30 protein-coding genes are annotated in these 26,517 nt (G+C 69.5%); 19 read left to right on the top strand and 11 right to left on the bottom strand.

What is annotated here, in order from left to right:
* Positions 1-37: 37 nt before the first annotated feature.
* Both QNO12_RS09445 and QNO12_RS09440 read right to left on the bottom strand, forming a co-directional pair.
* Positions 38-412 (bottom strand): dinucleotide-utilizing enzyme, encoded by a 375-nt coding sequence (locus QNO12_RS09445; protein ID WP_257502501.1) that lies wholly within the window; start codon positions 410-412, stop codon positions 38-40.
* Positions 413-532: 120 nt separating this feature from the next.
* Entirely contained in the window at positions 533-1,540 is a 1,008-nt protein-coding gene (locus QNO12_RS09440; protein WP_257502502.1) for a COX15/CtaA family protein, read from the bottom strand.
* A gap of 250 nt (positions 1,541-1,790) precedes the next feature.
* Here QNO12_RS09440 and sufB point away from each other — a divergent pair, with 250 nt between their 5' ends.
* From sufB to QNO12_RS09375, 13 genes are all read left to right on the top strand, one after another.
* Positions 1,791-3,209, top strand: a complete 1,419-nt coding sequence (gene sufB, locus QNO12_RS09435) for a Fe-S cluster assembly protein SufB (RefSeq protein ID WP_257502503.1) — start codon at positions 1,791-1,793, stop codon at positions 3,207-3,209.
* Complete coding sequence (gene sufD, locus QNO12_RS09430; RefSeq protein WP_257502504.1) at positions 3,210-4,424, top strand: Fe-S cluster assembly protein SufD; 1,215 nt, start codon at positions 3,210-3,212, stop codon at positions 4,422-4,424. It abuts the gene before it with no gap.
* Positions 4,421-4,747: a non-heme iron oxygenase ferredoxin subunit gene (locus QNO12_RS09425; protein WP_257502505.1), complete on the top strand. Its 327-nt coding sequence runs from the start codon at positions 4,421-4,423 to the stop codon at positions 4,745-4,747. The genes sufD and QNO12_RS09425 overlap by 4 nt, the downstream gene beginning before the upstream one ends.
* Positions 4,748-4,758: 11 nt before the next feature.
* The gene (sufC, locus tag QNO12_RS09420) at positions 4,759-5,541 is read left to right on the top strand and encodes a Fe-S cluster assembly ATPase SufC (protein WP_257502506.1); all 783 of its coding nucleotides are present in this window, start codon (positions 4,759-4,761) and stop codon (positions 5,539-5,541) included.
* A 9-nt stretch (positions 5,542-5,550) separates the two neighbouring features.
* Positions 5,551-5,880 (top strand): metal-sulfur cluster assembly factor, encoded by a 330-nt coding sequence (locus tag QNO12_RS09415; RefSeq protein WP_257502507.1) that lies wholly within the window; start codon positions 5,551-5,553, stop codon positions 5,878-5,880.
* A gap of 57 nt (positions 5,881-5,937) precedes the next feature.
* A complete protein-coding gene (locus QNO12_RS09410; RefSeq protein WP_257502508.1) occupies positions 5,938-7,098 on the top strand; it encodes a MalY/PatB family protein in 1,161 nt (386 codons plus the stop codon).
* Positions 7,095-8,474 (top strand): MFS transporter, encoded by a 1,380-nt coding sequence (locus tag QNO12_RS09405; RefSeq protein WP_257502509.1) that lies wholly within the window; start codon positions 7,095-7,097, stop codon positions 8,472-8,474. The genes QNO12_RS09410 and QNO12_RS09405 overlap by 4 nt, the downstream gene beginning before the upstream one ends.
* Positions 8,475-8,527: 53 nt before the next feature.
* Positions 8,528-9,472 carry a siderophore-interacting protein gene (locus tag QNO12_RS09400; RefSeq protein WP_257502510.1) on the top strand — a complete coding sequence of 315 codons (945 nt, stop codon included), beginning with the start codon at positions 8,528-8,530 and terminating at the stop codon, positions 9,470-9,472.
* On the top strand, positions 9,469-10,479 hold the full coding sequence (locus QNO12_RS09395; protein WP_257502511.1) for a FecCD family ABC transporter permease: 1,011 nt from the start codon (positions 9,469-9,471) through the stop codon (positions 10,477-10,479). The genes QNO12_RS09400 and QNO12_RS09395 overlap by 4 nt, the downstream gene beginning before the upstream one ends.
* Positions 10,476-11,495 (top strand): FecCD family ABC transporter permease, encoded by a 1,020-nt coding sequence (locus QNO12_RS09390; protein ID WP_257502512.1) that lies wholly within the window; start codon positions 10,476-10,478, stop codon positions 11,493-11,495. The genes QNO12_RS09395 and QNO12_RS09390 overlap by 4 nt, the downstream gene beginning before the upstream one ends.
* A complete protein-coding gene (locus QNO12_RS09385) occupies positions 11,492-12,313 on the top strand; it encodes an ABC transporter ATP-binding protein (protein ID WP_257502513.1) in 822 nt (273 codons plus the stop codon). The genes QNO12_RS09390 and QNO12_RS09385 overlap by 4 nt, the downstream gene beginning before the upstream one ends.
* 23 nt (positions 12,314-12,336) lie before the next feature.
* The gene (locus tag QNO12_RS09380) at positions 12,337-13,380 is read left to right on the top strand and encodes an ABC transporter substrate-binding protein (protein ID WP_257502514.1); all 1,044 of its coding nucleotides are present in this window, start codon (positions 12,337-12,339) and stop codon (positions 13,378-13,380) included.
* Positions 13,381-13,627: 247 nt separating this feature from the next.
* Positions 13,628-15,226, top strand: coding sequence for an ABC-F family ATP-binding cassette domain-containing protein (locus QNO12_RS09375; RefSeq protein WP_257502515.1), 1,599 nt, complete (start codon positions 13,628-13,630; stop codon positions 15,224-15,226).
* Here QNO12_RS09375 and QNO12_RS09370 read toward each other — a convergent pair.
* The 3 genes from QNO12_RS09370 to QNO12_RS09360 are packed head-to-tail and all read right to left on the bottom strand — an operon-like array spanning position 15,210 to position 16,569.
* Positions 15,210-16,046, bottom strand: coding sequence for an SURF1 family cytochrome oxidase biogenesis protein (locus QNO12_RS09370; protein WP_257502516.1), 837 nt, complete (start codon positions 16,044-16,046; stop codon positions 15,210-15,212). The two genes, QNO12_RS09375 and QNO12_RS09370, sit on opposite strands and share 17 nt — an antisense overlap.
* A complete protein-coding gene (locus QNO12_RS09365) occupies positions 16,043-16,285 on the bottom strand; it encodes a hypothetical protein (RefSeq protein WP_257502517.1) in 243 nt (80 codons plus the stop codon). The genes QNO12_RS09370 and QNO12_RS09365 overlap by 4 nt, the downstream gene beginning before the upstream one ends.
* Positions 16,282-16,569, bottom strand: coding sequence for a DUF3099 domain-containing protein (locus tag QNO12_RS09360; RefSeq protein ID WP_374761032.1), 288 nt, complete (start codon positions 16,567-16,569; stop codon positions 16,282-16,284). Before QNO12_RS09360 ends, QNO12_RS09365 begins: the two co-directional genes overlap by 4 nt.
* 185 nt (positions 16,570-16,754) lie before the next feature.
* Between QNO12_RS09360 and fabG the strand changes: the two genes are divergently transcribed.
* Positions 16,755-17,462 (top strand): 3-oxoacyl-ACP reductase FabG, encoded by a 708-nt coding sequence (fabG, locus tag QNO12_RS09355; protein WP_257502519.1) that lies wholly within the window; start codon positions 16,755-16,757, stop codon positions 17,460-17,462.
* Positions 17,463-17,472: 10 nt separating this feature from the next.
* Here the strand turns inward: fabG and QNO12_RS09350 are convergent, their stop codons facing one another.
* Genes QNO12_RS09350 through QNO12_RS09340 form a run of 3 tightly spaced genes read right to left on the bottom strand, consistent with a single transcriptional unit; the run spans position 17,473 to position 20,147 of the window.
* Entirely contained in the window at positions 17,473-18,177 is a 705-nt protein-coding gene (locus QNO12_RS09350) for an alpha/beta fold hydrolase (RefSeq protein ID WP_257502520.1), read from the bottom strand.
* Positions 18,178-18,217: 40 nt separating this feature from the next.
* Positions 18,218-18,859, bottom strand: coding sequence for a phosphoserine phosphatase SerB (gene serB, locus QNO12_RS09345; RefSeq protein ID WP_257502521.1), 642 nt, complete (start codon positions 18,857-18,859; stop codon positions 18,218-18,220).
* 43 nt (positions 18,860-18,902) lie between these two features.
* Positions 18,903-20,147, bottom strand: a complete 1,245-nt coding sequence (locus tag QNO12_RS09340; RefSeq protein WP_257502522.1) for a glucose-1-phosphate adenylyltransferase — start codon at positions 20,145-20,147, stop codon at positions 18,903-18,905.
* Positions 20,148-20,193: 46 nt separating this feature from the next.
* Here QNO12_RS09340 and glgA point away from each other — a divergent pair, with 46 nt between their 5' ends.
* From glgA to QNO12_RS09325, 3 genes are all read left to right on the top strand, one after another.
* Positions 20,194-21,387, top strand: a complete 1,194-nt coding sequence (gene glgA, locus QNO12_RS09335) for a glycogen synthase (RefSeq protein ID WP_257502523.1) — start codon at positions 20,194-20,196, stop codon at positions 21,385-21,387.
* Positions 21,388-21,396: 9 nt separating this feature from the next.
* Positions 21,397-22,212 (top strand): ABC transporter ATP-binding protein, encoded by an 816-nt coding sequence (locus tag QNO12_RS09330; protein ID WP_257502524.1) that lies wholly within the window; start codon positions 21,397-21,399, stop codon positions 22,210-22,212.
* Between the two features lie 87 nt (positions 22,213-22,299).
* Positions 22,300-22,557, top strand: coding sequence for a type B 50S ribosomal protein L31 (locus QNO12_RS09325; RefSeq protein ID WP_257502525.1), 258 nt, complete (start codon positions 22,300-22,302; stop codon positions 22,555-22,557).
* 54 nt (positions 22,558-22,611) lie between these two features.
* Here QNO12_RS09325 and QNO12_RS09320 read toward each other — a convergent pair whose 3' ends face one another.
* A complete protein-coding gene (locus QNO12_RS09320; protein ID WP_257502526.1) occupies positions 22,612-23,349 on the bottom strand; it encodes an exonuclease domain-containing protein in 738 nt (245 codons plus the stop codon).
* Between the two features lie 68 nt (positions 23,350-23,417).
* On the opposite strand from QNO12_RS09320, the gene QNO12_RS09315 reads away from it, so the two are divergent.
* Positions 23,418-24,317, top strand: a complete 900-nt coding sequence (locus QNO12_RS09315; protein ID WP_257502527.1) for an alpha/beta fold hydrolase — start codon at positions 23,418-23,420, stop codon at positions 24,315-24,317.
* On the opposite strand, the gene QNO12_RS09310 is transcribed toward QNO12_RS09315, so the two are convergent.
* Complete coding sequence (locus tag QNO12_RS09310) at positions 24,277-24,831, bottom strand: CGNR zinc finger domain-containing protein (protein ID WP_257502528.1); 555 nt, start codon at positions 24,829-24,831, stop codon at positions 24,277-24,279. The two genes, QNO12_RS09315 and QNO12_RS09310, sit on opposite strands and share 41 nt — an antisense overlap.
* A gap of 86 nt (positions 24,832-24,917) precedes the next feature.
* Here QNO12_RS09310 and QNO12_RS09305 point away from each other — a divergent pair, with 86 nt between their 5' ends.
* Complete coding sequence (locus QNO12_RS09305) at positions 24,918-25,910, top strand: EamA family transporter (protein ID WP_257502529.1); 993 nt, start codon at positions 24,918-24,920, stop codon at positions 25,908-25,910.
* Here the strand turns inward: QNO12_RS09305 and QNO12_RS09300 are convergent.
* Positions 25,882-26,355, bottom strand: a complete 474-nt coding sequence (locus QNO12_RS09300; protein WP_257502530.1) for an Lrp/AsnC family transcriptional regulator — start codon at positions 26,353-26,355, stop codon at positions 25,882-25,884. The two genes, QNO12_RS09305 and QNO12_RS09300, sit on opposite strands and share 29 nt — an antisense overlap.
* Positions 26,356-26,517: the final 162 nt, after the last annotated feature.

Here is a 26,517-nt window from a genome sequence, read left to right as displayed (position 1 = left end):
CGGATGTGCGCACTCCCGCCCCTTCGAGGTCTTCGGCTCAGCGCTGGGGCGCGGCCTCCGCGACGTGCTCGGACTCCGCTGCGGGGACGTCGTCGTGGGCATCGTCCTCTGCCGACCAGTCCAGCGCCTCGATGATCTCCACGTCGGTGGCGGGAACGAACGAGCGCACCACGGCGACGACGAGGGCGAGGGCGAGTCCGACGAGTCCGGTCGCGATCAGGATGCCGCCGACGATCGCCCACACCTGGCCGACGTAGACGTCGACCGGTGTCGCGGTGCCGGCGGTCAGAGCGGTGGACATCACGGCGAGCTTGTCGACGGTGAGCCATGCGCCGAGGACGCCGGTGGCGAGGGAGCCGACCAGCAGGATCCAGAACGGGATGCTGCGGACGAGGCTGGGGCGTGCAGTCATGCGGGAACTCCTTGGTTCGATGGGTGTCGGGGGTGTGCGCGGGACGATGGCGTGCGCCGCGGCATCCGCCCAGCCTGGTGCGGCCGGGCGAATCGCACGTGTGCGAATCCGATGAACCCGCTATGAGTCCTGACGGGAGGCAGCGGAAGCGGTTCCGACCGAGCCAGCGTACGCCGGCACATCGGCCGGAGCCTGGGCACTCGCCTTGAGATGCAGCACCACGGCGGTCATCGCCGCAACCAGCAGCACCGCGAGCACCATGTGGATGTTCACCAGCACGATGGGCAGACCGGCGCGTGCCTGCCACAGGCCCACCGCGGTCTGGGCCGCCTCGACCGCAAGCAGCAGACCTACCCACAGTCGCAGCCGCAGGTGCGGGGGAGTGCGACCGGCGCCGACCAGCAGCACGAGCGTGACCAAGAGCAGCGCGTAGGCCGGCCAGGAGTGCACGTGCTGCATGAACTCCGGATTCAGGCCGTTCCGCGCCGCGCCGCCGTCCCCGGCGTGCGGCCCCGATCCGGTCACGAGGATGCCCACGATCACCGTGACCGCCACCAGCAGGCTGGTCAGGTGCGCGGTCGCGGCATACCAGCCGGGGACGGCGCGCACACGGGGACCGGGCGCGGCGTAGACGCGCTGCACCAGGACGGTGGCGAGGCCGACGAGGATGACCGAGGCGAAGTAGTGCAATCCCACGACGTAGGGGTTGAGGTTGGTCAGCACGGTGATGCCGCCGATGATCGCCTGAAGGGGCACGTACAGGCCGATCGCCAGGGACAGCCAGAACAGATCGCGGCGCTCCCGGCGCATGCGGACCACGAACACGAACATGGTGACGGCCACGATCACGAGGATGAACGTCAGCATGCGGTTGCCGAATTCGATGACGCCGTGGATGCCCATCTCGGCGGTCGGCACGAGCGAATCGTCGGTGCAGCGCGGCCACGTCGGGCAGCCCAGCCCCGACCCGGTGAGCCGGACCAGGCCGCCGGTGCCGACGATGCCCACCTGCACGACCAGGCTCGCCCAGGCCGCCGTGATGACGCGACGGTCCACGCGGGCCGGCAGCCACGTCACGAATCGTCGCAGCAGTCCCCGGTCGGGGGTGGTCGTGGGGTCCGCGGCCATCGGGCCTCGCCTCCTGGGAATGCACTCCGACGTGGTCGGAGCGGGTCCCGGCCACCCGGCGCGGCGGCGGGACCCTGTAGAATCAAAGGGTCGGATGCTGGCGCGTCGCGCTCTGCATCACTGACAGTGTAGGCGCGCAGGACGGCGCCACTGATTGGGCCCACCAGCGGCATCCCTCGTCGGTACTCCACCGAGGGAGCAGGAATGCCGGGGCGGATGACACCGTTGCGGCCCGGAGGAGAGTGTGACGATGTCGGATGTCCTGATCGACCGACCCGAGCTGGCAAGCCTCGGGCAGTACGAGTTCGGCTGGCACGATGCCGATGCCGCCGGCGCGACTGCCCAGCGCGGTCTGAGCGAAGCCGTGGTCCGCGGAATCTCGACTCTCAAGAACGAGCCCGAGTGGATGCTCAAGACGCGGCTGAAGGGACTGGCGCTGTTCGAGCGCAAGCCCATGCCGACGTGGGGCGCCGATCTGAGCGAGATCGACTTCGACAACATCAAGTACTTCGTGCGCTCCACCGAGAAGCAGGCCGGCTCCTGGGAGGAGCTTCCCGAGGAGATCCGCAACACCTACGAGCGTCTCGGCATCCCCGAGGCCGAGCGTCAGCGCCTCGTCTCCGGCGTCGCAGCGCAGTACGAGTCCGAGGTCGTCTACCACCAGATCAACGAGCAGCTCGAGGCGCAGGGTGTCATCTTCATGGACACCGACACCGCGCTGCGCGAGCACCCGGAGTTCTTCGAGGAGTACTTCGGCACGGTGATTCCGGCCGGCGACAACAAGTTCGCTGCGCTGAACACGTCCGTGTGGTCCGGCGGGTCCTTCGTCTACGTGCCCCCCGGCGTGCACGTGGAGATCCCGCTGCAGGCCTACTTCCGGATCAACACCGAGAACATGGGCCAGTTCGAGCGCACCCTGATCATCGCCGACGAGGGATCGTACGTGCACTACATCGAAGGCTGCACGGCGCCGATCTACAAGAGCGATTCACTGCACTCCGCCGTCGTGGAGATCATCGTCAAGAAGAACGCCCGCGTGCGCTACACGACGATCCAGAACTGGTCGAACAACGTCTACAACCTGGTGACCAAGCGCGCGATCGCCCACGAGGGCGCGACGATGGAATGGATCGACGGCAATATCGGCTCGAAGGTCACGATGAAGTACCCGTCGATCTTCCTGGTCGGCGAGCACGCCAAGGGCGAGACCCTGTCCGTCGCCTTCGCGGGTCCCGGACAGCACCAGGACGCCGGCGCGAAGATGGTCCACATGGCGCCGTACACCCAGTCATCGATCGTGTCGAAATCCATCGCGCGCGGCGGCGGCCGAGCCGGATACCGCGGTGAAGTGCGGGTGGACGCCAACGCGCACCACTCGGCCAACACCGTCCGCTGCGACGCGCTCCTGGTCGATACGATCTCTCGCTCGGACACGTACCCCTCCATCGACATCCGCGTCGACGACGTGCAGCTCGGCCACGAGGCCACCGTGTCGAAGGTCAGTGAAGAGCAGCTGTTCTACCTGATGAGCCGCGGGATGCCGGAGGACGAGGCGATGGCCATGATCGTCCGCGGCTTCATCGAGCCGATCGCTCGCGAACTTCCCATGGAGTACGCCATGGAGCTCAACAAGCTCATCGAGATGGGCATGGAAGGCAGTGTCGGCTAGATGACGACCTCCACACAGGCACCCGCAACGGTGCCGGGTACTTCGGTGCCCGGCGCGAAGGGCCACACCGACGGGGCGTGGGCTCCGATTCAGACCCGCTCCGAGCGCGCGCGCTCCTACGATCCGGCCGACTTCGAGTTGCCCACCGGCCGCGAGGTGAACTGGAAGCACACCCCGATCGACCGCATCGCGCCGCTGCTGGAGGATGCCGCAGGCACGACCGGCGCGGTCAGCTTCGCCATCAGCGGTGCGGACGCGGTGGAGGTCGGGCCCAAGCGCGTCGGCGACTCGCCGCGCGGCGAGGTGTTCACCCCCGAGGACCGCCCGGCCGCGATCGCCTGGCAGCAGGCCACCGAGGCTACGCACCTGCGCATCCCGGCCGACATCGAACTGGTCGAGCCGGTCGTCGTGGACATCACCGGCAACGGCGCGGATGGCCGCAGCGCGCGGGCGCACGCCCACCTCATCATCGAAGCGGCCCCGAACGCGCGCGGTGTCGTGCTGCTCCGTCACCGCGGTGAAGCGCACTTCGCCGAGAACGTCGAGATCATCGTCCGCGACGGTGCACACCTGACGGTGATCACGGTGCAGGAGTGGTCCGATGCCTCCGTCCACGCGGCATCCCACCAGGCCCGGGTGGACCGCGACGCGACCCTGCGTCACATCGTGGTCAGCTTCGGCGGCGGACTCGTTCGGATCAACCCGAGCGTGGAGCTGGCCGGACCGGGCTCGCAGGGGCAGCTGTACGGACTGTCGTACTCAGACAGCGGACAGCACCTGGAGAGCCAGGTCTACCTCTTCCACAAGGGCAGGGACACACGCGGGGATGTCCTCTACAAGGGTGCCCTGCAGGGTGCCGGCGCCCGCAGCGTCTGGATCGGGGACGTGCTGATCGGACCGGACGCGGTGGGAACCGACTCGTACGAGGCGAACCGCAACCTGGTCCTCACCGACGGCGCGCGCGCCGAGTCCATCCCGAACCTCGAGATCGAGACGGGCGACATCCGCGGAGCCGGCCACGCCAGCGCCACGGGACGCTTCGACGACGAGCAGCTGTTCTACCTGCAGTCCCGCGGAATCAGCGAGCAGGAGGCCCGACGCCTGGTCGTGATCGGATTCCTCAGCGACATCGTGCAGCGCATCGGCATCCCCGCGCTGGAGACCGAGCTGCATGCCGCCATCGAACTGGAACTCCAGGAAGGAGCGCCCGAGTGAGCGCAACCCGTGTCTGCGCGCTGAGCGAGCTCGAGCAGGACTCCGCCATCCGCGTGGAGGTCGACGGCGTCGCGATCGCGGTGGTCCGCGACTCCAACGACGAGGTCCACGCGATCGGCGATGTCTGCACGCACGGCGACATCTCGCTCGCCGAGGGGTTCGTCGACGGTGACACGATCGAATGCTGGGCGCACGGCTCGGCCTTCTCGCTCCGCTCCGGAAAGCCCCTCAACCTCCCCGCGTACGAGCCCGTACCCGTGTATGCCGTGACGATCGAGGGAGACGATGTGCTCATCGATCCCGCCGTCCTCAAAGAGCTGTGAAGGAAGTCCCCATGTCAGTCCTCGAGATCCGCGACCTCCACGTGACGGTCGAGACGGATGCCGGAATAACGCCGATCCTGAACGGGGTGACCCTCGTCCTGCGCAAGGGCGAGACCCACGCCATCATGGGACCCAACGGATCGGGCAAGTCGACGCTCGCGTACACGATCGCCGGGCACCCGAAGTACACGGTCACGTCCGGCACGATCACCCTCGACGGCCAGGACGTCCTGGCGATGACGGTGGACGAGCGCGCCCGCGCAGGCCTCTTCCTGGCCATGCAGTACCCGGTCGAGATCCCCGGTGTGACCGTCACCAACTTCCTGCGCACCGCCAAGACCGCGATCGAGGGCGAAGCGCCGCCGATCCGGACGTGGACGAAGCAGGTCAAGGAGTCGATGAAGAACCTCCGCATGGACTCCAAGTTCGCGCAGCGCAACGTGAACGAGGGGTTCTCGGGTGGTGAGAAGAAGCGCCACGAGATCCTTCAGCTGGAGCTGCTCAAGCCGCAGTTCGCGGTACTCGACGAGACGGACTCCGGCCTGGACGTCGACGCGCTGAAGATCGTCTCCGAGGGCGTGAACCGTGCCAAGGAGGAGACCGGCCTGGGCGTCCTGCTGATCACCCACTACACGCGCATTCTGCGTTACATCCACCCGGACTTCGTGCACGTCATGATCGCCGGGCGGATCGTCGAGGAGGGCGGGCCCGAGCTCGCCGAGCGTCTCGAGGACGAAGGTTACGACCGATTCCTCGTCCCCGCACTCGAGCCCGTGACCGACGGCGAAGCGTAGGATCCTGCCATGACCGCGACGCTCGCGCCCGACAAGTACGACGAGGTCCAAGAGGCCCTCAAGGACGTCATGGACCCCGAGCTGGGGATCAACGTCGTCGACCTCGGCCTGATCTACGACTTGGGCTGGGACGACGAGAACGACGCCCTGGTGATCCATATGACGTTGACCAGCGCCGGATGCCCGCTCACCGACGTGCTCGAGGAGCAGACCGCTCAGGCGCTGGACGACGTCGTCGAACGGTTCCGCATCAACTGGGTGTGGATGCCGCCGTGGGGTCCGGAGCGCATCACCGACGACGGCCGCGACATGATGCGCGCCCTCGGCTTCGCGATCTGAGTGTCGCCGTCTGACGCTCGGGAACGCGGCATCCCGCAGCGTCGCTAGGCTCGATGGGTGAGCGCTCCCCCCCTCCAGGCCCTTCCCCTCGACCAGCTGCGCCGCCGTTCCAGCACGAAGTGGCGCAGCTATCCGCCCGAGGTGCTTCCGCTCTTCGTGGCGGAGACGGACTTCCCCCCCGCCCCGGCGATCACGCGGGCGCTGCGGCAGGCCGTCGATCTCGGTGACACCGGATATACCCCACCGGAGCCGGGCATCGCCGCCGCCTATGCCCAGTTCGCGCAGCGCCGGTTCGGCTGGAGCGTCGATCCCGCACAGGTGCGCACCACGTGCGACGTCATGATGGGGGTCGTCGAGATCCTGCGGCAGGTCACCGCGCCCGGTGACCGGGTGATCGTGACTCCGCCGGTGTACCCCCCGTTCTACGAATGCGTCCCCGAGGCGGGTGCCGTCGTCAAGCGGGTGCCGCTCGTGGACACCGGCACCGGCTGGGAGCTGGACCTCGTCGGGATCGAGGCATCCCTCGCCGCCGGCGCACGCGCCGTCCTGCTGTGCAACCCGCACAACCCGACGGGCACCGCGCACTCCCGCGCGAGCCTCGTCGCGCTGGCCGAGCTGGCTTCCGCATACGGCGCGAGCGTGGTCAGCGACGAGATCCACGCCCCGCTCGTGTACGCGCCGGCGGTGTTCACGCCGTTCCTGGATGCCTCGCCGACCGCCGCGCGCGTCGGATACGCCGTGGTCAGCGCGAGCAAGGCGTTCAACCTCGCCGGTCTGAAGTGCGCCCTGATGGTCACTGCGGGGGAGGAGCCCGCGGCGGTGGTGCGGTCCCTGCCGGATGAGGTGGAGTGGCGGACGGGACTGTTCGGCGCCATCGCCGGCGTCGCCGCGTTCAGCGAAGAGAGCGACGAATGGCTGGACGGGCTGCTGGCCGCGCTGGATGCCAACCGCCGGCTGCTGGCGGAGCTTCTCGCCGAGCACCTTCCGGGCGCCCGCTACCGGATCCCCGACGCCGGATTCCTGGCCTGGGTGGATCTGCGCTCGTTCGACTGGGGAGACAACCCCGCCGTGCGGATCCGACGGGAGGCGAAGGTGGCACTGCATCTCGGCCCGCTGTTCGGCGAGGAGGGCGCCGGGCATGTCCGGATCAACTTCGGCTGTTCGCCGGAGGTGCTGCGCGAGGCCGTCGAACGGATGGGGGCGCTGGTCTCCCCGTGAAAGATCCCGTCGAGCCGCTGTCGAGCATCTGGGGAACGCGCTACGTCTGGGTGACCCTCGGCGCTTCGGCACTGATCTTCCTCGCGGCGATGCAGGCTCTGGCCGTGACGACCGTGATGCCCGTCGTCAGCGCGGACCTCGAGGGCGACGCGCTGTACGCCGTCGCATTCGCCGGGACCCTGGCCACCAGCGTCATCGGCATGGTCGCGGTGGGCGCCTGGAGCGACAGGTTCGGTCCCCGTGCACCGCTGTATGCGGCGACGGCGCTGTTCGTCCTCGGGCTGGTGGTGGCCGGTCTCGCCCCGTCCATGCCGATCCTGGTGGTCGGCCGTCTGATCCAGGGTCTGGGAGCCGGGGGGCAGACTGTCGCGCTGTACGTGGTGGTGGCGCGCGTGTACCCGTCGCAGCTGCACGGTCGCGTCTTCGCGGCCTTCTCCGCGGCGTGGGTGGTGCCGTCGCTGATCGGGCCGTTCCTGGCCGGAGCGGTGACGGAGTATCTGCACTGGCGGTGGGTGTTCCTCGGGGTCGCCGCGCTGACCGTCCTGTCCTTCACGATGGTCGCACTCCGGCTGCACGGCATCGCGCTGGGCGTCGACGCGCCGGCGGCTGGTCGGATCGGGTTGCGCCTGGCGTGTGCGGTGGCGGTGGCGGCCGGCGCCCTGGCGCTGAGCCTGGCCGGCGGGTTCGGGCCGTGGTCGGCGGCGGCGGTGGCGGCATCCGTCATCGTCATCGCATCGGCGGCGCGACCTCTGCTGCCGCGGGGTGCGCTGCGCGCCGCCCGCGGACTGCCCAGTGTGGTCCTCATGCGCGGATTGATCGCCGGTGCCCTGTTCGGCGCGGAGATCTACGTGCCATACCTGCTCATCGACGAATACGACTTCTCGCCGACGTGGGCGGGTCTCGGGCTCACGGCGGCGGCCCTGGCCTGGGCGACCGCGGCGGATGTCCAAGGCCGGTTCGGCGATCGCATCGGGAACACCCGGATCGCGGTGATCGGGTGCGCGCAGCTGTTCACGTCGGTCGTGGTGGCCGCTGCCGTCGCCTGGGGGCACCTGCCTCCGGCGGTCCTCATCGTCGGCTGGGCGCTGGCCGGCAGCGGCATGGGGCTCATGTACCCGAGGCTGACGGTGTTGACCCTCGCGTACTCCGCGCCGCAGAACCAGGGCTTCAACTCCTCCGCTCTGTCCATCTCGGACTCGGTGGGTGCCGCGGTGACGATCGCCGTGATGGGTCTGGTCTTCACCGCTCTCGCGGGCACGGGCGCCGGCTTCCCGGCCGTCTTCGCGATCGCCGCGGTCCTGGCGCTGCTGGCGCTGGTTCCGGGTCTCCGGCTCGGACACGGCCACGAGAGCGTGCCCGCGGGGCGCAATGCGTGACGGACACGGGAACCGATTTGCCACTGGAGGAATGGTAAGGCTACCCTAACTGAGTGAGCTCATCCGTTGCCGTCGGCACGCGCCCCTCGTACCGCCCCTATGCCGCGACCGTGGCTGACGTGCACCGGCTTTCGCCGCACTTCGTCCGCGTCGTGTTCACCGGTCCGGACTTCGGCGTCTTCGGCACCGCGGGCCTGGACCAGCGCGTCAAGCTGATCCTGCCGCTGGCGGACGGCACTCTGAGCGACATCGGCCAGCACGACGAGGCTGTGATCGACGCCGGCGACTGGTACACGATGTGGCGGGAGCTGCCCGGTGACGCCCGCGGACCATTGCGTACGTACACGGTGCGGCGCATCGACCCCGGTCTGCGCGAACTGACGGTGGATTTCGTCGTGCATCACGATGCCGGCCCCGCCGGCGCATGGGCCGAGCGGGCTGCCCGCGGCCAGCAGGTCGTGATCGTGGGACCCGACCAGCGCAGCGAGGGGTTCCGCCTCGGACTGGACTGGCACCCCGGCACCGCCCGCCGCATCATGCTCGCCGGTGACGAGACGGCGGCGCCGGCGATCTGCTCCATCCTGGAGTCCCTCGACGAGTCGTACGACGTGGACGCGTTCATCGAGGTGCCCGCTGCGGCCGATCGTCAGTCGCTGGACCTTCCCGCCGGATTCCGGGTGACGTGGCTCGAGCGCGATGACCGGGGACACGGGGACGCGGTCACCCAGGCGGTCACCGCATGGAGTGCCTCGGCGGGCGACGTGCTGGCCAAGGCGGCGGCACCGCGACGACAGGAACTGGCTGACATCGACGTCGACCGCGACCTGCTGTGGGACAGTCCGGAGGACTCCGAGGGGGAGTTCTACGCGTGGATCGCGGGGGAGGCGGCGATGGTCAAGGCGCTGCGCCGTCACCTCGTGCAGGGCTGCGGCGTCGACCGCAAACGTGTCGCGTTCATGGGGTACTGGCGGCTCGGTCAATCCGAGCGACAGGAGTGACCGGCGCCCGCGAGCGTCGCGGGCGGATCGCGCTGCTCGTCACGATCGTGCTCCTGCTGGTCATGGTGGCAGCAAGCCTCATGATCGGGGCACGTGCCGTCGCACCCGCCGTGGTCGTGGATGCCTTGCTGCACCGCGACCTGTCGATCGCCGACCACAGCGTCATCCTCGATCAGCGGGTGCCTCGCACGGTCATCGGGGTGCTGGCTGGAGCCGCACTGGCGCTGGCCGGAACGCTGATGCAGGGGCTGACGCGCAATCCCCTCGCCGACCCCGGCCTGCTCGGCATCAACGCGGGCGCGTCCATCGCGGTGCTCGCGGCGATCACCATCTGGGGGATCACCGCCCCGTCGGGCTTCGTATGGTTCGCCTTCGCGGGGGCGGCGGTCGCCTCGGTGCTGGTCGCGCTCATCGGAACACGTGGCCCGGACGGGTCCAGTCCGGCCAAGCTCGCCCTGACCGGCGCCGCCGTGACCGCTGGGCTGACGGCGGTCAGCACCCTGATCCTCACCACCTCCATCACGGCCTTCGACGTGTTCCGCTACTGGCAGGTGGGCGGGCTGACCGTGCGCGGGCTGGACACCGTCGCCGTGGTCGCCGCACCCATCGCGATCGGAGCGATCATCGCGCTCAGCTCCGCGCGCGGACTGGACCTGATGGCCTTGGGAGAGGAGACCGCGACCGGACTGGGACAGAGCGTCGCGCGCACCCGCCTCCTCGGCATCGTCGCGACCGTCCTGCTGTGCGGTGGGGCGACATCGATCGCCGGTCCGATCGTGTTCCTGGGACTGCTCGTTCCGCACGCGCTGCGGCCGATCGTCGGCGGGGACTACCGATGGCTGCTGGCCGTCGCCGCGCCCGCCGGCGCGATCGTGCTGCTGGCCGCGGACATCCTGGGTCGCGTGATCGCCCCGCCCGGCGAGATCCAGGCCGGACTCGTGGTCGCCTTCGTCGGCGCTCCCGTCCTCATCTCACTCGTCCTGCGACGCCGGAGCGTGACGCTGTGACCGCGTCCGTCCTTCAGATCCGCGCCCGCGTGCGACGCCGTCGTGGCCTCGTCGTGTCCGCCGCGCTCCTGACGGTGCTGATCGTGACCGTCGTATCGCTCTCCGTGGGGGACTACCACATCGCCCCCGCCGATCTGTGGCGCACCCTCTGGGGCGGAGGAGACCGCGTGCAGACCTATGTCGTGTTCCAGGTGCGCGCCCCCCGGATCGCGATGGCGCTCCTGGTCGGCGCATCACTCGGAGCGGCCGGCGCGCTGCTTCAATCGCTGCTGCGAAACCCGCTGGCAAGCCCCGATCTGCTCGGGATCAGCGGTGGCGCCGGTGCGGCGGCGGTGTTCGCCATCCTGATCCTGGGGCTCAGCGGCCCGCTGCTGGCGGTCGCCGCGTTCGGGGGCGGACTGATCGTGGCCGCCTTCCTCCTGCTGGCCGGACAGCGGCGCGCCGACGGCGGCTACCGGCTCATCCTCGCCGGCGTGGGCGTCGCGTTCCTGTGCGTCGCGCTGATGAACTACATGATGGTCCGCGCCAAGGTCGAGCTCGCCCAGTCGGCGCTCATCTGGCTGACCGGCAGCCTCTCCTCGACGCCGTGGTGGAATGTCGCCACCGTGTTCGTCGTGGCGCTGCTGGCAACTCCTGCCGTCATCGCATGCGCCCGCTGGCTTCCGCTCACGCAGATGGGCGCGGCGACCGCCGCATCGCTCGGCGTGCGCACCGCCACGGTCCGCACAGCCGCGGTGCTGACGGCCGTCCTGCTCACTTCGGTGACGTGCGCCTTCGTGGGCCCGATCGCGTTCATCGCGTTGTGCGCACCGGCGATCGCGCGTCCTCTGCTGGGTCACGGCGCCGTGGGGATCGGGACGAGCGCCGCGGTCGGCGCCGCACTGCTCGGCGCGGCAGACCTCGTGGCGCAGTTCGCTCTGCCGGGGATGTCGGTGCCGGTGGGCGTCGTGACCGGCGCCATCGGCGCGGTGTTCCTGCTCTGGCTCCTGGCCACGTCGAAAGGACGACAGCTGTGACTCCCGCAGATCCACCTCGCCTGAGCGTACGCGGCCTGGCCGCCGGCTATCCGGGCCGCCGGGTGATCGAGGGCCTAGACCTCGACTTCGCCCCCGGACGGATGACCATGATCATCGGCGCCAACGCATGCGGGAAGTCGACGCTGCTGAGCGTGCTGGCCCGGGTCAATGCGCCCCTCGCGGGCCGCGTCGAGCTGGACGGCACCGACATCACGACGCTGCCCCGCCGTAGCTTCGCCCGCAGCGTCGGCCTCCTGCCCCAGCATCCCACCGCACCCGACGGGCTCACCGTCGCCGAGCTCGTCTCGCGCGGTCGGCATCCGCACCGCGGGGTGTTCCAGCGATGGAGCGCTGCCGACACCGCGCGCGTGGACGACGCCATGGCCAAGACCGGCGTGACCGCGCTGGCCGAGCGGCCCGTCGGCGACTTGTCCGGCGGTCAACGTCAGCGCGTGTGGATCGCCATGGCCCTCGCGCAGGAGCCGCGGATCCTCCTGCTGGACGAGCCCACCACATTCCTGGACCTCAGCCACCAGATCGAGGTCCTCGATCTGCTGCGCACCCTCAACCGCACCGATGGCACGACGATCGTCGTCGTGCTGCACGAGCTGAATCTCGCGGCGCGCTACGCCGATGACCTCGTCGTCATGTCCGACGGACGCGTCGTTGCGCACGGCGCTCCCGCCGATGTCCTCACTCGCGAGGTCGTTGCGCGGGCCTTCGACCTGGACGCCCTCGTCATCCCCGACCCGCTCACCTCAACCCCCCTCGTCATCCCGGTCCCCGGCGGCGCTCACGCCCCCGCGGACCAGGCGTGACGCGACCGAAAGGAAGATCCCGCATGTCCCGATCCCACACCCGCCTGCGCGCGCTCGTCACGCTCACGGTTGCCGGAGGCCTCCTCCTCACCGGCTGCGCCGGCACCGCCGGCACCGCCGAACCGGCGTCGACCGAATCCAGCGGTGCCGGCTCGTCGGCCGGCTTCCCGGTGACGTTCGAGCACATCTACGGAGAGACGGTCATCGAATCCGCCCCGGAACGCGTTGCCACCTGGGGCTGGGGCGCGACCGACGCCGTGCTCGCACTGGGCATCGTTCCGGTCGCGATCGCGTCGATGGACTACGGCGGAGGCGAGAACCGCATCACGCCGTGGGTGGAAGAGGCCATCGCGGACCTCGGCGGCGAGGAGCCCGTCATCCTCGACAACGCGACCTACGAGCTGTCGGTCGAGGAGCTGCTGGCGACCGAGCCCGATGTCCTGATCGCCTCGTACTCAGGACTGACGCAGGAGGAGTACGACGCGGTCACCGGAGCCGGTGTTCCGGTCGTCGCTCCCGAGGACGCACTGTGGTCCACCCCGTGGCGCGATGTGATCGCGGACACCGGGACAGCGCTGGGGCTGCAGGCTGAGGCCGATCAGCTGCTGGCCGACCTGGACGAGCAGGTCGCGGATGCCGCGGCCGAGCACCCGGAATTCGACGGGACGACCATCGCGTACGCCTCCGACGATGTCGACACGTTCTACCTCTACCTCCCCGCGGACCCGCGGGTGGAGATCCTCGAAGACCTCGGCTTCGTCACCGCCGAGTCCGTCACCGCCCTGGACGAGGGGGAGTCGACGTTCTACACGACGGTGAGCGCGGAGAACCTGGACCAGATCGACGCCGAGGTGATCTTCACGCAGGTGGACAGCGAGGACGCGCTGAACACGTTCCTCACCTCGGCGCGCACCACACTGATCCCGGCCGTCGCGGCCGGTGCGGTCGGGGCGATCGTCGGCGAGGAGAACGTCGCGGCGATCTCGCCGACCGCGCTGACCCTGCCGTGGATTCTTCCCCAGATGGTCGAGCAGCTCGCCGCCGCGACGACCACCGCGAAGGGCTGATCGGCTCGAGAACAGGCAAGCCCCGGCCGATCGGCCGGGGCTTGCCTTCAGCTGACGCTTCCGGCGGCAACGACGAACCCACGATGCAGCCCGGAGGTCAGCGCGAACAGGCGTCGCGAGGTGCCGGCGAGTGCGATCCCTGCACACCGGATCGGAGTTCTCGCCGGGGGAGTCCCGCGCAGGCGGTAGGATAGGAGGCTGGCCGTTCGGCCGCCCTCTCCTCTCCGAAAAGAAACGGACGTCTGCTGTGCTCGCCGTGCACGACCTCGAAATCCGCGTGGGAGCCCGCGTGCTGATGGCGGGCGTCTCCTTCCGCGTCAGCAACGGCGACAAGGTCGGCCTTGTCGGCCGCAACGGCGCAGGCAAGACGACCCTCACCAAGGTGCTGGCCGGCGATCTGCTGCCCGCGGCCGGACGCGTGGACCGGTCCGGTGAGCTGGGGTACCTGTCGCAGGATCCCCGCACCGGTGACCCGGAGATGCTCGCCCGAACCCGCATCCTCGATGCGCGCGGGCTCGGCACGATCGCCCTCGGCATGCACGAGGCGTCGCTTCTGATGGGGGACGAGAACGCGGACGTGTCCGCCAAGGCGATGAAGCGCTACAGCAGCCTCACCGAGAGGTTCGAGGCGCTGGGTGGATACACGGCCGAAGCCGAAGCGGCATCCATCGCGCACAACCTCTCCCTTCCGGACCGCATCCTGGAGCAGCCGCTGGGCACGCTGTCGGGCGGGCAGCGACGCCGGATCGAGCTGGCCCGCATCCTGTTCTCCGACGCGGACTCGATGATCCTGGACGAGCCGACGAACCACCTGGACGCCGACAGCGTCGTGTGGCTGCGCGATTTCCTGAAGAACTACAAGGGCGGGCTGATCGTGATCAGTCACGACGTGGAGCTCGTCGGCGAGACGGTGAACCGGGTGTTCTACCTGGACGCCAACCGCCAGGTCATCGACGTCTACAACATGAACTGGAAGAACTACCTGCGCCAGCGCGTCGCCGACGAGGAACGTCGCAAGAAGGAGCGCGTCAACGTCGAGAAGAAGGCGACGCAGCTGCAGTTGCAGGCGGCGCGGTTCGGCGCGAAGGCATCGAAGGCCGCCGCCGCTCACCAGATGGTCGCGCGCGCGGAGAAGATGCTCTCCGGCCTGGACGAGGTGCGCCAGGTCGAGCGTGTCGCCAAGCTCCGCTTCCCCAAGCCTGCGGCCTGCGGGAAGACGCCGCTGATGGCATCCGGGCTGTCGAAATCGTACGGATCCCTGGAGATCTTCACCGACGTCGACCTCGCGATCGACCGCGGTTCGAAGGTGGTCGTGCTGGGTTTGAACGGTGCGGGAAAGACCACGCTGCTGCGCATCCTCGCCGGCGTCGACAAACCGGACACCGGACAGCTCGAGCCCGGCCACGGGCTGAAGATCGGCTATTACGCGCAGGAGCACGAGAATCTGGACGTGTCCCGCTCCGTCCTGGAGAACATGATGTCGGCCGCTCCGGACATCTCGGCGACCGAGGCGCGCAAGGTGCTCGGTTCCTTCCTGTTCACCGGCGATGACGTGCTCAAGCCCGCCGGCGTGCTCTCCGGCGGCGAGAAGACCCGGCTGTCGCTGGCGACCCTGGTCGTCTCCAGCGCCAACATGCTGCTGCTGGATGAGCCGACCAACAACCTCGATCCCGCTTCACGCGAAGAGATCCTGGGAGCGCTCGCGCACTACGAGGGCGCCGTGGTCCTCGTCTCGCACGACGAGGGCGCGGTTGAGGCACTCAACCCGGAGCGGGTCCTGATCCTGCCGGACGGTGTCGAGGACCTGTGGAACAGGGACTACCAGGAGCTCATCTCACTGGCGTGACCTCTGCCGCGTCCAGGATCGAATCCTCGTCCTGCATGTCCCGATCGCGAGGTCGGCGCTCCTCGGCATCCTCACGCCGGTAGTGCCGCTCGGTGCGGATGATGTAGCCGATGAACACGAAGCCCATCACGGCGAACAGGATCCACTGGATCGCGTATGACAGATGCGGTCCGGGGTCCTCGGAGGGTACTTCCAGCGGGGTGGGCCGCGTCGCCGGTGCCGGATCCTCCGACTCGAGCACTCCGTAGGCGCTCAGCTCGAGGTCCTCGCCGACCGCGGGGTCGATGATCTCGGCCGCGGCGGGGGGATGGATGGTGGGCAGCTGCCCCTCCGGGGCGGAGCGTCCGGACGTGGGCAGCTGCTCGGCGGGCCGCATTCGGACGATGACCGTGACCTCGCCCTCGGGCGCCGCCGGAATCTCATCGGGGAGTGGCTGGGTCTCGCCGGGGCGTACCCAGCCGCGGTTCACGAGGAGCACCCGTCCGTCGGTCAGACGGAACGGCACCAGCACCTCGAACGCGGCGGTGCCGCCGTGCGGCCGGTTGCGGACCAGCAGCTGATCCTCGACGGCGTACCGGCCCTCCAGCAGCACCGGTCGCCATTCGTCCGGCGCCTGCAGCTCCCCACCCGGCGGGATGATCTCGGCGAGGGGCACCGGGGCGTCGTCGTAGTTCTGCTCGACCAGCGCCAGCTGCTGCGCACGGTCGGCGTTGCGTGTGAACTGCCAGTTCGCCAGGAAGGCGCACGCCAGCGCGAAGACGATCGCGACGGCGACGTATGCGGTCCACCTGACCGCGGCGGGCGCGGTTGCCCGGCTCACCGCGGACCTCCCGCGTCCGCCGGGTCCAGCGGTCGAACCTGGACCGGGAACTCGCGCGCGGCCAGGTAGTCCCGCAGATAGTCGCGGTGCTCGTCGCACGCCACCCACACCTTTCGACGATCGATCGCGTGGATCTTCGGGTTGCGCCATTCCACCCGCCAGCGGGCGGCGGCGCGGCATCCGGCGCGTGAGCAGTCCGAGGCGGGCACGTCGGCGCGCGGCTCCGGCGGGCCGCTCACGCCTGGCCGTCCGAGCTGTCCCGGGGGCGCTCCACCGCGCGGGTCTCCTCGATGCGCAGGACGGGTGCATCCTGGCCGGGGATGAAGGGAGCCGATGGGGTGGCCGGCAGCGCACGTTCCGGGTTCTCCGCCCCGGTTCGGCGCACGTTCGCGCCGACGTTGGCGAGCACCACCGCGATGTAGGGCAGGACGATCGCCGCGCCACCGAGGACCCACGTGTACCAGCCGTACGGCGTGATCACGACCATCAGGATGAAGCAGGCGATGCGGATGCCCATCAGCACCAGATACCGGGACGAACGCCGAGACTCGTCGTCGCGCGGTGCGCGCGGCAGCGACGTCGCAGATTGGGGCCTCGACGAACTCTTCACGGTCCTCCAAGAATACGCCGGGATGGGAGGCGCGGCGGTCGATCAGGGCACGGCTAGGCTGGCCGAGTCCATCGCGTCCAGCCCCCGGGAGAGCTTGCATGTCCGATCGCGTCGTTCTTGTCACAGGAGGCAATCGCGGCATCGGCCGCGCCATCGCCGAGCGCTTCGTCGCGGAGGGCTATCGGGTCGCTGTCACGGCGCGCTCCGGTGACGGTCCGATGGGCACCCTCACGGTCCGTGCGGACGTGACCGATGCCGCCGCCGTCGACGCCGCGTTCACCCAGATCGAGGCGCAGCTCGGGCCGGTGGAGATCGTCGTCGCGAACGCGGGGATCACCAAGGACACCCTCCTGCTGCGCATGACCGAGGAGGACTTCGACAGCGTCATCGCCACGAACCTGGGCGGAGCCTTCCGTGTCGTCAAGCGGGCGTCCAAGGGGATGCTGCGCGCCAAGTGGGGGCGCGTCATCCTCATCTCCAGCGTGGTGGGGCTGTACGGGTCGGCGGGCCAGATCAACTACGCCGCCTCCAAGAGCGCGCTGGTCGGCTTCGCCCGCTCCCTGACCAGGGAACTGGGCAGCCGCGGGATCACCGCCAATGTCGTGGCACCGGGCTTCATCGAGACCGACATGACGGCATCGCTGCCCGATGAGACCCAGGCCGAGTACAAGCGCAGCATCCCCGCCGGTCGGTTCGCCACCCCCGACGAGGTCGCCGGGGTGGTGACCTGGATCGCCTCCGACGACGCGGCGTACATCTCCGGCGCGGTCATCCCGGTCGACGGCGGACTGGGCATGGGCCACTGAGGGCGAGAGGTCAGGGCCCCGCGTCCGGCACCGCGGTGAGAATGGCCGCAGCCAGACGGTCCGGCATCGAGAACTGCGGCCAGTGCCCCGAACCCAGTTCGATGATCTCCAGTTCGTCCAGCGCGGTCAGCTCGGCTGCCCAGGCGGGTCCCGCTGCCATGTAGCCGCGGATCTCCTCCTCCGTCATCGCGCCGGTCAGCATGGTCGTCGGCACTCGCCGACGGCGTTCGTCGCGCAGCGACAGCGGGTCGCTGGGGACCCGCGCGGGGACCGACAGCATCCGCTCAGCGAGCGACGCGCGCACGCGTGCGTCCAGGTCGGCCACCTCGGCCTGCTCGAAGGTGTCCCAGCCCGGAAACGGCACCACTCCCGCCACCACCGGGAAATCCCAGATGGAGCTTCCCTCCCCGGGTGGGAAGGTGTCCACGTAGACGATCCGCGTCACCTTCTCCGGGCGGGCATCGGCGGCGCCGTACACGACGTTGCCGCCGCCGCTGTGCCCGACCAGCATCACCTTGCCGGGTGCGCGGTCGATCTCGGCCACGACGGCCGAGATCCAGTCCGCGATGCCGATCTCGGACGACTGCTCTGCGGGTTCTCCGACGCCGGGCATGGTCAGCGGGTGCACCCTATGGCCGGCCTGCTCGAGCGCGGGAGTCACCTCGTCCCACGAGGATGCATCGAGCCACAGACCGGGAACCAGGATGATGTGCATGCAGGGATGCTAACCAGCGCCGCCGACATCGTGCTGGGCGTCACGGCAGGACGGGGATCACTTCTCGCAGGTCCACGCGCTCGATGACCAGATCCGCCTGCGCACGGACGGCCGGCTTGGCGTTGAAGGCCAGTCCGAGCCCCGCCGCGGCCATCATGCGCAGGTCGTTGGCGCCGTCGCCGATGGCGATCGTCCGTGTCAAAGGGATGCCCGCTTCCGCCGCCCACTCGCGCAGCGCGGCGGCCTTGGCCTCGGCATCCACGATCTCGCCGTCCACGAATCCGGACAGCCCGCCATCCACCACACTCAGGCGATTGGCCCGCCAGACGTCCACGCCGAGAGCGGGCGCGACCGTGTCGAGGATCTCGTGGAAGCCGCCGGAGACCACACCGACCCGGCCGCCGCGCTGGTGCGCTGCGGCGATCAGCTCACGTACGCCCGGCGTCGGCTGGATCCGCGCCCGCACGTGAGCGAACGCGGTGACCGGAACGCCGGCCAGTGCGCGCACGCGCGAGCGGAGGCTGGAGGCGAAATCGACATCTCCGCGCATGGCCGCTTCGGTGGCCGCGGCGACCTCGGCGCCGCGGCCCGCCTCGTCGGCGAGGAGTTCGATCACCTCGTTGCGGATGAGCGTCGAGTCGGCGTCGAGCACGAGCAGGAAGCGGGTCTTCGGCGCAGGCATCCCTCCACGCTAGCGCCGCGGAATGCCGACGCCCGCCACCGGGCTAGGCGTCGACGTGGATGCCCTTGCCGACCACGGTGATGCCGGTGTCGGTGATCGTGAAGCCCCGATGGGCATCGCGCTCCCGGTCCACCCCCACCGTCGCACCGTCGGCCAGCACCACGTTCTTGTCCAGGATCGCGCGGTGGATGCGGGCGCCCTGACCCACGCGGACGTGGTCGAACAGGACGGAGTCGGTGATCGTCGAGCCGCCGGCGGCGAGCGTCCACGGGCCCACGACACTGCGTTCCAGATGCGTGCCGGACAGCACAGAGCCCAGTGAGACGATCGAGTCGATCGCGTTGCCGATGCGGCCCACCGAGTCGCGGACGAACTTCGCCGGCGGCGAGTTGACGGTCTGCGAGTGAATCGGCCACTGCGTGTTGTACAGGTTGAAGATCGGCAGCGTCGAGATGAGATCCATGTGTGCGTCGAAGAACGACTCGATGGTCCCCACGTCACGCCAGTAGTCCCGATCCCGATCGGTGGAGCCGGGCACGTCGTTCAGTTTCATGTCGTACACGCCCGACTCGCCGCGCGCGACGAAGTAGGGGATGATGTCGCCGCCCATGTCGTGATTGGAGGTCGGCACCTCGCCGTCGGCCTCGACTGCCTCGATCAGCGCGTCGGTGTCGAAGATGTAGTTGCCCATCGAGGCGAGGACCTCGTTGGGCGCGTCGGCCAGTCCCGTGGCGTCCTGCGGCTTCTCCAGGAATTGCCGGATCTTCGTCGGGTCGGACGGCTCGACATCGATCACACCGAACTGGTCGGCCATCGACAGGGGCTGGCGGATGCCGGCGACGGTGGCCCGCGCACCCGATGCGATGTGCGAATCGAGCATCTGGCGGAAGTCCATGCGGTAGACGTGATCGGCGCCGATCACGACCACGATGTCGGGCCTCTCGTCGTTGATCAGGTTCAGGCTCTGCAGGATGGCGTCGGCCGAGCCGGAGAACCACCGCTTGCCCAGGCGCTGCTGGGCCGGCACCGAGGTGACGTAGGAATCCAGCAGCGGCGACATCCGCCAGGTCTGGGAGATGTGCCGGTCGAGGCTGTGCGACTTGTACTGGGTGAGCACGACGAGCTGCCCCAGACCGGAGTTGATCAGGTTCGATATCGCGAAATCGATGAGCCGATACTGCCCGCCGAAGGGCACGGCGGGCTTGGCGCGGTCCGCGGTGAGGGGCATCAGGCGCTTTCCCTCGCCGCCCGCGAGGATGATCCCGAAAACCTTGGGCGCTGCATGCATGGCACCACCCTATGCCGCTCTTCCGCCCGCGTACTAGCGTGTTGACATGCGAGTCGACATCATCACCAGGGAGTATCCGCCAGAGGTCTACGGCGGGGCGGGGGTGCACGTCACCGAGCTCGTGAAGGCGCTGCGCGAGCGCATCGACGTGCAGGTGCGCGCGTTCGGCGCCCCCCGTCACGAAGAGGGAACCACCTCGTACGGTGTGCCCGCGGAACTGTCCACCGCGAACGGCGCGATCCAGACGCTCGGCACCGATCTGGAGATCGTCACGGATGTCGCCGGCGCCGACGTCGTGCACAGCCACACCTGGTACGCCAACTTCGCCGGCCATCTCGCCGCACTGCTGCACGGCATCCCGCACATCGTCACGGCGCACAGCCTGGAGCCGCTGCGCCCGTGGAAGGCCGAGCAGCTCGGCGGCGGCTACGCGGTGTCCAGCTACATCGAGAAGACGGCATACGAGGGCGCCGCGGCGATCGTCGCGGTTAGCGACGGCATGCGCAACGACATCCTGCGCAGCTATCCCACGCTCAATCCCGCCAAAGTCCGGGTGATCTACAACGGGATCGACGTCGATGCCTGGCATCCGGTCCAGGACCCCACTCTGCTGGCCGAGCTCGGGATCGATCCGGCCAAGCCGTCCGTCGTGTTCGTGGGACGGATCACCCGGCAGAAGGGGCTGCCATACCTTCTGCGCGCCGCCGAGCAGCTGCCGCCGGAGGTGCAGCTGGTGCTGTGCGCGGGTGCGCCCGACACGCCGCAGATCATGGCAGAGGTCCAGGAGCTCGTCCGCGGACTGCAGGAGAGCAGGAGCGGGGTGGTCTGGATCGACCGTCTGCTGCCGCGGCACGAGCTGTGCGCGGTGCTCACCGCGGCCACCACGTTCGTGTGCCCGTCGATCTACGAGCCGCTCGGGATCGTGAACCTGGAGGCGATGGCGTGCGGTGCGGCCGTGGTCGGAACGGCGACCGGCGGCATCCCCGAGGTCGTCCGCGACGGTGTCACGGGTCGGCTGGTGCCGATCGAGCAGGTCCAGGACGGGACCGGAACCCCGCTGCACCCCGACCAGTACGTCGATGACCTGGCGCGCGTGCTGACCGAAGTCGTCTCGGATCCGCAGCGTGCGGCCGCCTACGGCGCCGCCGGGCGCGAGCGGGCGGCGAACGATTTCAGCTGGGCATCGATCGCCGATGCCACGACCGCGCTCTACGCGGAGGTCAGCGGCAACCGCCGATAGGCTAAGGGCATGCCGCAGGTGCTCGAGTTCTCCGATGTCGTCGTACGCCGAAGCTCCCGGGACATCGTGGACCACCTGGACTGGTCCGTCGAAGACGACCAGCGGTGGGTGATCCTCGGACCCAACGGCGCAGGCAAGACGACCCTGCTGCAGCTGGCGGACACGCTGCTGCATCCCACCTCCGGTCGGGTGCGGATCCTCGGCGAGCAGCTCGGCCGCACCGACGTGTTCGAGCTGCGCCCCCGCATCGGATTCGCTTCCACCGCGATGGCCAAGCGCCTCCCGGCCGAAGAGACGGTCCTGAACGTCGTGCTCACCGCCGCGTACTCCGTGCTCGGTCGGTGGAACGAGGCGTACGAGGACATCGACGAACGCCGGGCCCTGCGCGTTCTTGCCGAGTGGCGGCTGGACGGTCTGGCCGATCGCACGTTCGGCACCCTCTCCGACGGCGAGCAGAAGCGGGTGCAGATCGCCCGCGCCATCATGACCGACCCCGAGCTGCTGCTTCTCGACGAGCCGGCCGCCAGCCTGGACCTGGGTGCGCGCGAGGAGCTGCTGACCCTGCTCAGCGGGTACGCGCAGGCCCCGACGACGCCGGCCATGGTCATGGTCACGCACCATGTCGAGGAGATCCCGATCGGATTCACGCACGTCCTGCTGCTGCGCGAAGGGCGCGCGGTCGCCGCCGGCCCACTGCAGGAGACCCTCACCGCCGAAACGCTCACCGAGGCGTTCGGCATCCCGATCGCCCTCACCGTCGACGGCGGCAGGTACGCCGCACGCGCCGCCGGAGAGCCCGATTCCGTCTCGGCGCCCGGAGCCTGATAGAATCGGTCCTTGGTGCACTCGCACCGCAGACTTTCCTCGGTTCCTGCGCACGTCGAAGGAACGCAACATCCTCAAGGACTCCGCATGAAGACTGACATCCACCCCGACTACCAGGCCGTCGTGTTCCGCGACCTCGGCTCGGGCGAGACGTTCCTGACCCGTTCGACGGTCACCTCCGACAAGAAGATCGAGCTCGACGGCGTCGAGTACCCGGTCATCGACGTCGAGATCTCGTCGGCATCGCACCCGTTCTACACGGGCAAGCAGCGCATCATGGACTCGGCCGGTCGCGTCGAGAAGTTCAACCAGCGCTTCAAGAACTTCGGCGGTTCCGGCAACTAGTCGGCAGACCGCACGCGAAAGGCCCCGCCTCGGCGGGGCCTTTCGCGTGCGACGTCAGCGCACCGGCCAGCGCCCGTCCACCCGGTCGTCCGGGTCGAGCCGACCGATGCGGATGAAGTAGTCGGTCAGACTCGCCGCCTGGGAGCGCGCCCACGCGATCTGAGCCGTGTGCAGCTCTTCGGCCCGCGCCGGCAGCAGCCCGGCGAAGCGGGCAGCGAGTGCCTGCGCGATCCGCCCGGCCGCGACGGCGTCGGCGGCGGCCTCGTGAGCGTCGTCCAACCGGACCGCGTAATGCGCGGCGACCACGGCGAGCGTGCGCTTTCCGCGCCGATACCTGTCGTAGGCCTTGTCGATGATGAGCGGGTCGATCACGGGTGCGGGACTGCGCAGCGGCGTGACGCCGTGCCGGAGCGCCTCGGAGGCCAGCAGCGAGAAGTCGAACGCGGCGTTGTACGCGACGATGGGGATCCCGGCATCCAGCAGGGAGCGCAGCGTGTCGGTGACCTGCTCGACCACGTCGCACGCCGGCGCGCCGACCTCGCGCGCGTGCTCGGTCGAGATGCCGTGCACGGCGGTCGCGGCGGCGGGGATGTCCACGCCGGGGTCGGCGAGCCAGTTCCGCGCCAGGATCACGGAGCCGTTCGCATCGAGCAGCCCGACGTGGGCGCTGACGATACGATCCTCGGCCACATCCACACCCGTGGTCTCCAGATCGAAGACGCCGATCACCCGCGTCCATGGCGGGGTCGTGCCCTGCGGCGACGCGGCATCCGCTTCGTGCGTTCGGTCCATGCCCACAACGGTATGCGTCGCCTCCGACATCAGCGCGGACCCCGCGGCGGGGCTCGTAGAATCGGAGCATGCCCGTCCCCAATCCGTACGCGACGCTCCTGGACGCCCTTCCCGTCGAGCGCCGGCATGCCGAAGTCCTCGGCGGCACCACCGCGTACTGGATCTACGGGCCGGCCGACGCAGACACCACGATCGTGGCGGTCCACGGATTCCGCGGCGAACACCACGGGCTCGAGCCGGTCGTGGCGCACCTGGACGGCGTGCGGGTCATCTCACCCGACCTCCCCGGGTTCGGCGAGACGCCGCCTCTGCCGGGCAGGCGCCACGACCTGTCCACGTACGCCGACTGGCTGCGCGAGTTCGTCCTCGCCGTGGCGCCGGGAGCGGTCATCCTCGGGCACTCGTTCGGATCGATCGTGGTGTCCGCGGCGGTCGCCGGCGGCATGCCGACGCCGCGCGTGATCCTGGTGAACCCCATCGGCGCGCCCGCGCTGGAAGGACCGCGTGGCGTGCTGACCCGCCTTGCGGTGTTCTACTACTGGGCCGGCGCGCGTCTGCCCAAGCCACTGGGCGACGCGCTGCTGCGCAACGCCGTGATCGTCCGCGTCATGAGCGTGTCGATGGCCAAGACGCGCGACCCCGGGCTGCGCCGCTTCATCCACGACCAGCACGACACGTACTTCTCGCGCTTCGCCGACCGCGACGCGCTGCACGACGCCTTCCTGGCTTCCGTCTCGCACGACGTGCGGCAGTTCGCGCCGGCGATCGCCCAGCCCACGCTCCTGGTCGCCGCACAGCGCGACGACATCACCCCGATCGAGGCGGAGCGGCACCTGGCGACGCTCTTCGCCGACGCCGAACTCGTCGAGATCGCGGACGTCGGGCATCTGGTGCACTACGAGACGCCGGCGGCCGCGGCCGCCGCGATCAGGAGCTTTCTCTCGCCTTCCGCTCCCGGTACGCGTTGACGTTCATCCGGTTGCCGCAGTTTCCGGTGTCGCAGTAGCGCTTGGAGCCGTTGCGCGAGTAGTCGATGTACACCGAGTCGCAGTCGTCCGCGGAGCACACGCGGACCCGGTCGTACTCGTCCGAGCGGATGACATCGACGAACGCCATCGCAGCCTCCACCAGGATCCGCGTCGCCAGCGGGGCATCGTCCGAGGTGGCGTGGATGTGCCAGTCGTAGTCGTCGTGGATGACCAGGCGCGGCAGCGCGCGGCCGTCGCGCAGCATCTCGTTCACCAGCGGCACGGCGCCGTCGCGGTCCACGTCCCACAGCCGCCGGAGGCGGGATCGGATGCCGCGGACGGCCGAGAGCTCCGCCTCGTCGCGGGCGATCGCGCCGGTGTACGGGTTCAGCGCGAGGTACGCCTCGAAGTCCTGCAGGGTGCGCAGCGTGTCCTCGCCGTCGTACCCCGGGAGTGTGTTCACCAGCTGGACGGCCGCCCTGAGCGACTGCTCGGTGTCACGAATGAACACCATATTGACTCCTGACAGTTTGAACGCGTAGTGTCACCAGTGTAAGCGCAGTTCACTCCTGACAGGGCGCCCCGACAGCCGGATCACACATGGCCGCTCACACCGCAGCAGTTCCCCTCCTCTCGCCGACGGCATCTCGCGCCGGCGCATCGGGCCTGCTGCTGGCGGTGGTCTCCGCCCTCGCCTTCTCCTCCAGTGGTCCGTTCATCAAGCCGCTTCTGGAGGAGGGCTGGTCTCTCGGCGCCGCACTCCTGGTGCGCATGGGCATCGCCGGGCTGATCCTCTCCCCGGCGCTCGTGCTGGCCGTCCGACGGCAGCCGCGGTTCCTGCGTCGCCACGGCAAGCTGATCCTCGGCTTCGGGCTGATGCCGGTGCTCGGCTGCCAGTTGTTCTTCTTCTCGGCGATGCAGCGGATGCCGGTGGCGGTGGCCCTGCTCATCCAATACCTGGCGCCGGTCCTGCTGGTGGCGTTCGTGTGGATGCGGACGCGGAGAGCACCCTCCGCGCTGGTGCTGTGGGGCTCGGCTGTCGCAATCGTCGGACTCGTGCTGGTCGTGGACGTCGGGGGTGCGCGCTTCGACCTGCTCGGCACGCTGTTCGCCCTGGCGGCTGCAGTGTGCGTGTGCGCGTACTTCGTCATCTCGGCGCGCGCGGGCGAGGACCTGCCGCCGCTCGCTCTGGCAGCCGGGGGCCTGTTGACCGGGGGAGTAATCATGGCGGTGCTGTGCGTCACGGGGATCATGCCGTTCACGGCGCCCGCCGTCTCCGTGGTCCTCGCCGGTCTCGAAGTGCCGTGGTTCGTGCCGCTGCTCTGGGTCGCTGCGCTGGCTACCACCCTGGGCTATGCGCTGGGGGTGATCGCCGTACCGCGGATCGGTTCCCGCGTGGCTTCGTTCGTGGGCCTGTCCGAAGTGCTGTTCGCGCTCGGGTTCGCGTGGCTGTTCCTCGCCGAGGTCCCCGCGCCGATCCAGTTCGCCGGCGGGGCTGCCATCCTGGTGGGCGTCGTGCTCGTCCGCCTCGACGCGCACCCGCGCGGCTCCCGGAGGGGTGCTGCTACGCTTCCCGCCGTGCCAGCGCCATGAGCGGCGTGACGCGGTAGCCGATCACCTCACCCATCACCAGAGAGGTCTCGGTGCGCTCGACGCCGTCGATCGCGAGGATGCGGGCATCCGTGTCGAACAGGTGCTCGGTGTCCCGGCACGCGACGCGGACGAGCAGGTCGACCTGACCGCTGAGGCCGTGCACCTGCACGATCTCGGGCACGTGGGCCAGATCCGCGGTGATCCGCGGGAGGTCAGCCTGGTGCACCATGACGCTGATGAAGGCCTCGATCGGGAAGCCGAGCGCGGTGGGGGAGATCGCTCTCTCGTAGGAGAGGAACACGCCGGAGCGCTCCAACCGCGCCATCCGCGCCTGCACGGTGTTGCGGGAGAGCCCGAGCCGCTCCGCAAGCGCGACCACGGTTGCGCGGGGGTCCGCGGCGAGGGCCGCGAGCAGCTCCAGGTCGACGTGATCGAGGGTGCTCATACTGTGAAACTTTACCACGCGGCACCGGGCTGCGTTTGGCAACATGCTCAGCAGACCTCTGGATGCTTGAGCTAGGTGCAAGATCGACGTAATCTCGGGCGCGTCGGCGACGAAGCCGGCGTTCCGCGACGGGCGGCCTCACGAGGGCCTCCCGCAACGAAG

The organism is Microbacterium sp. zg-B185, from assembly GCF_030246885.1.
GTDB lineage: Bacteria > Actinomycetota > Actinomycetes > Actinomycetales > Microbacteriaceae > Microbacterium.
The sequence above is the reverse complement of the archived record's forward strand: the minus strand, read 5'-3'. Positions and strand labels throughout refer to the sequence as shown.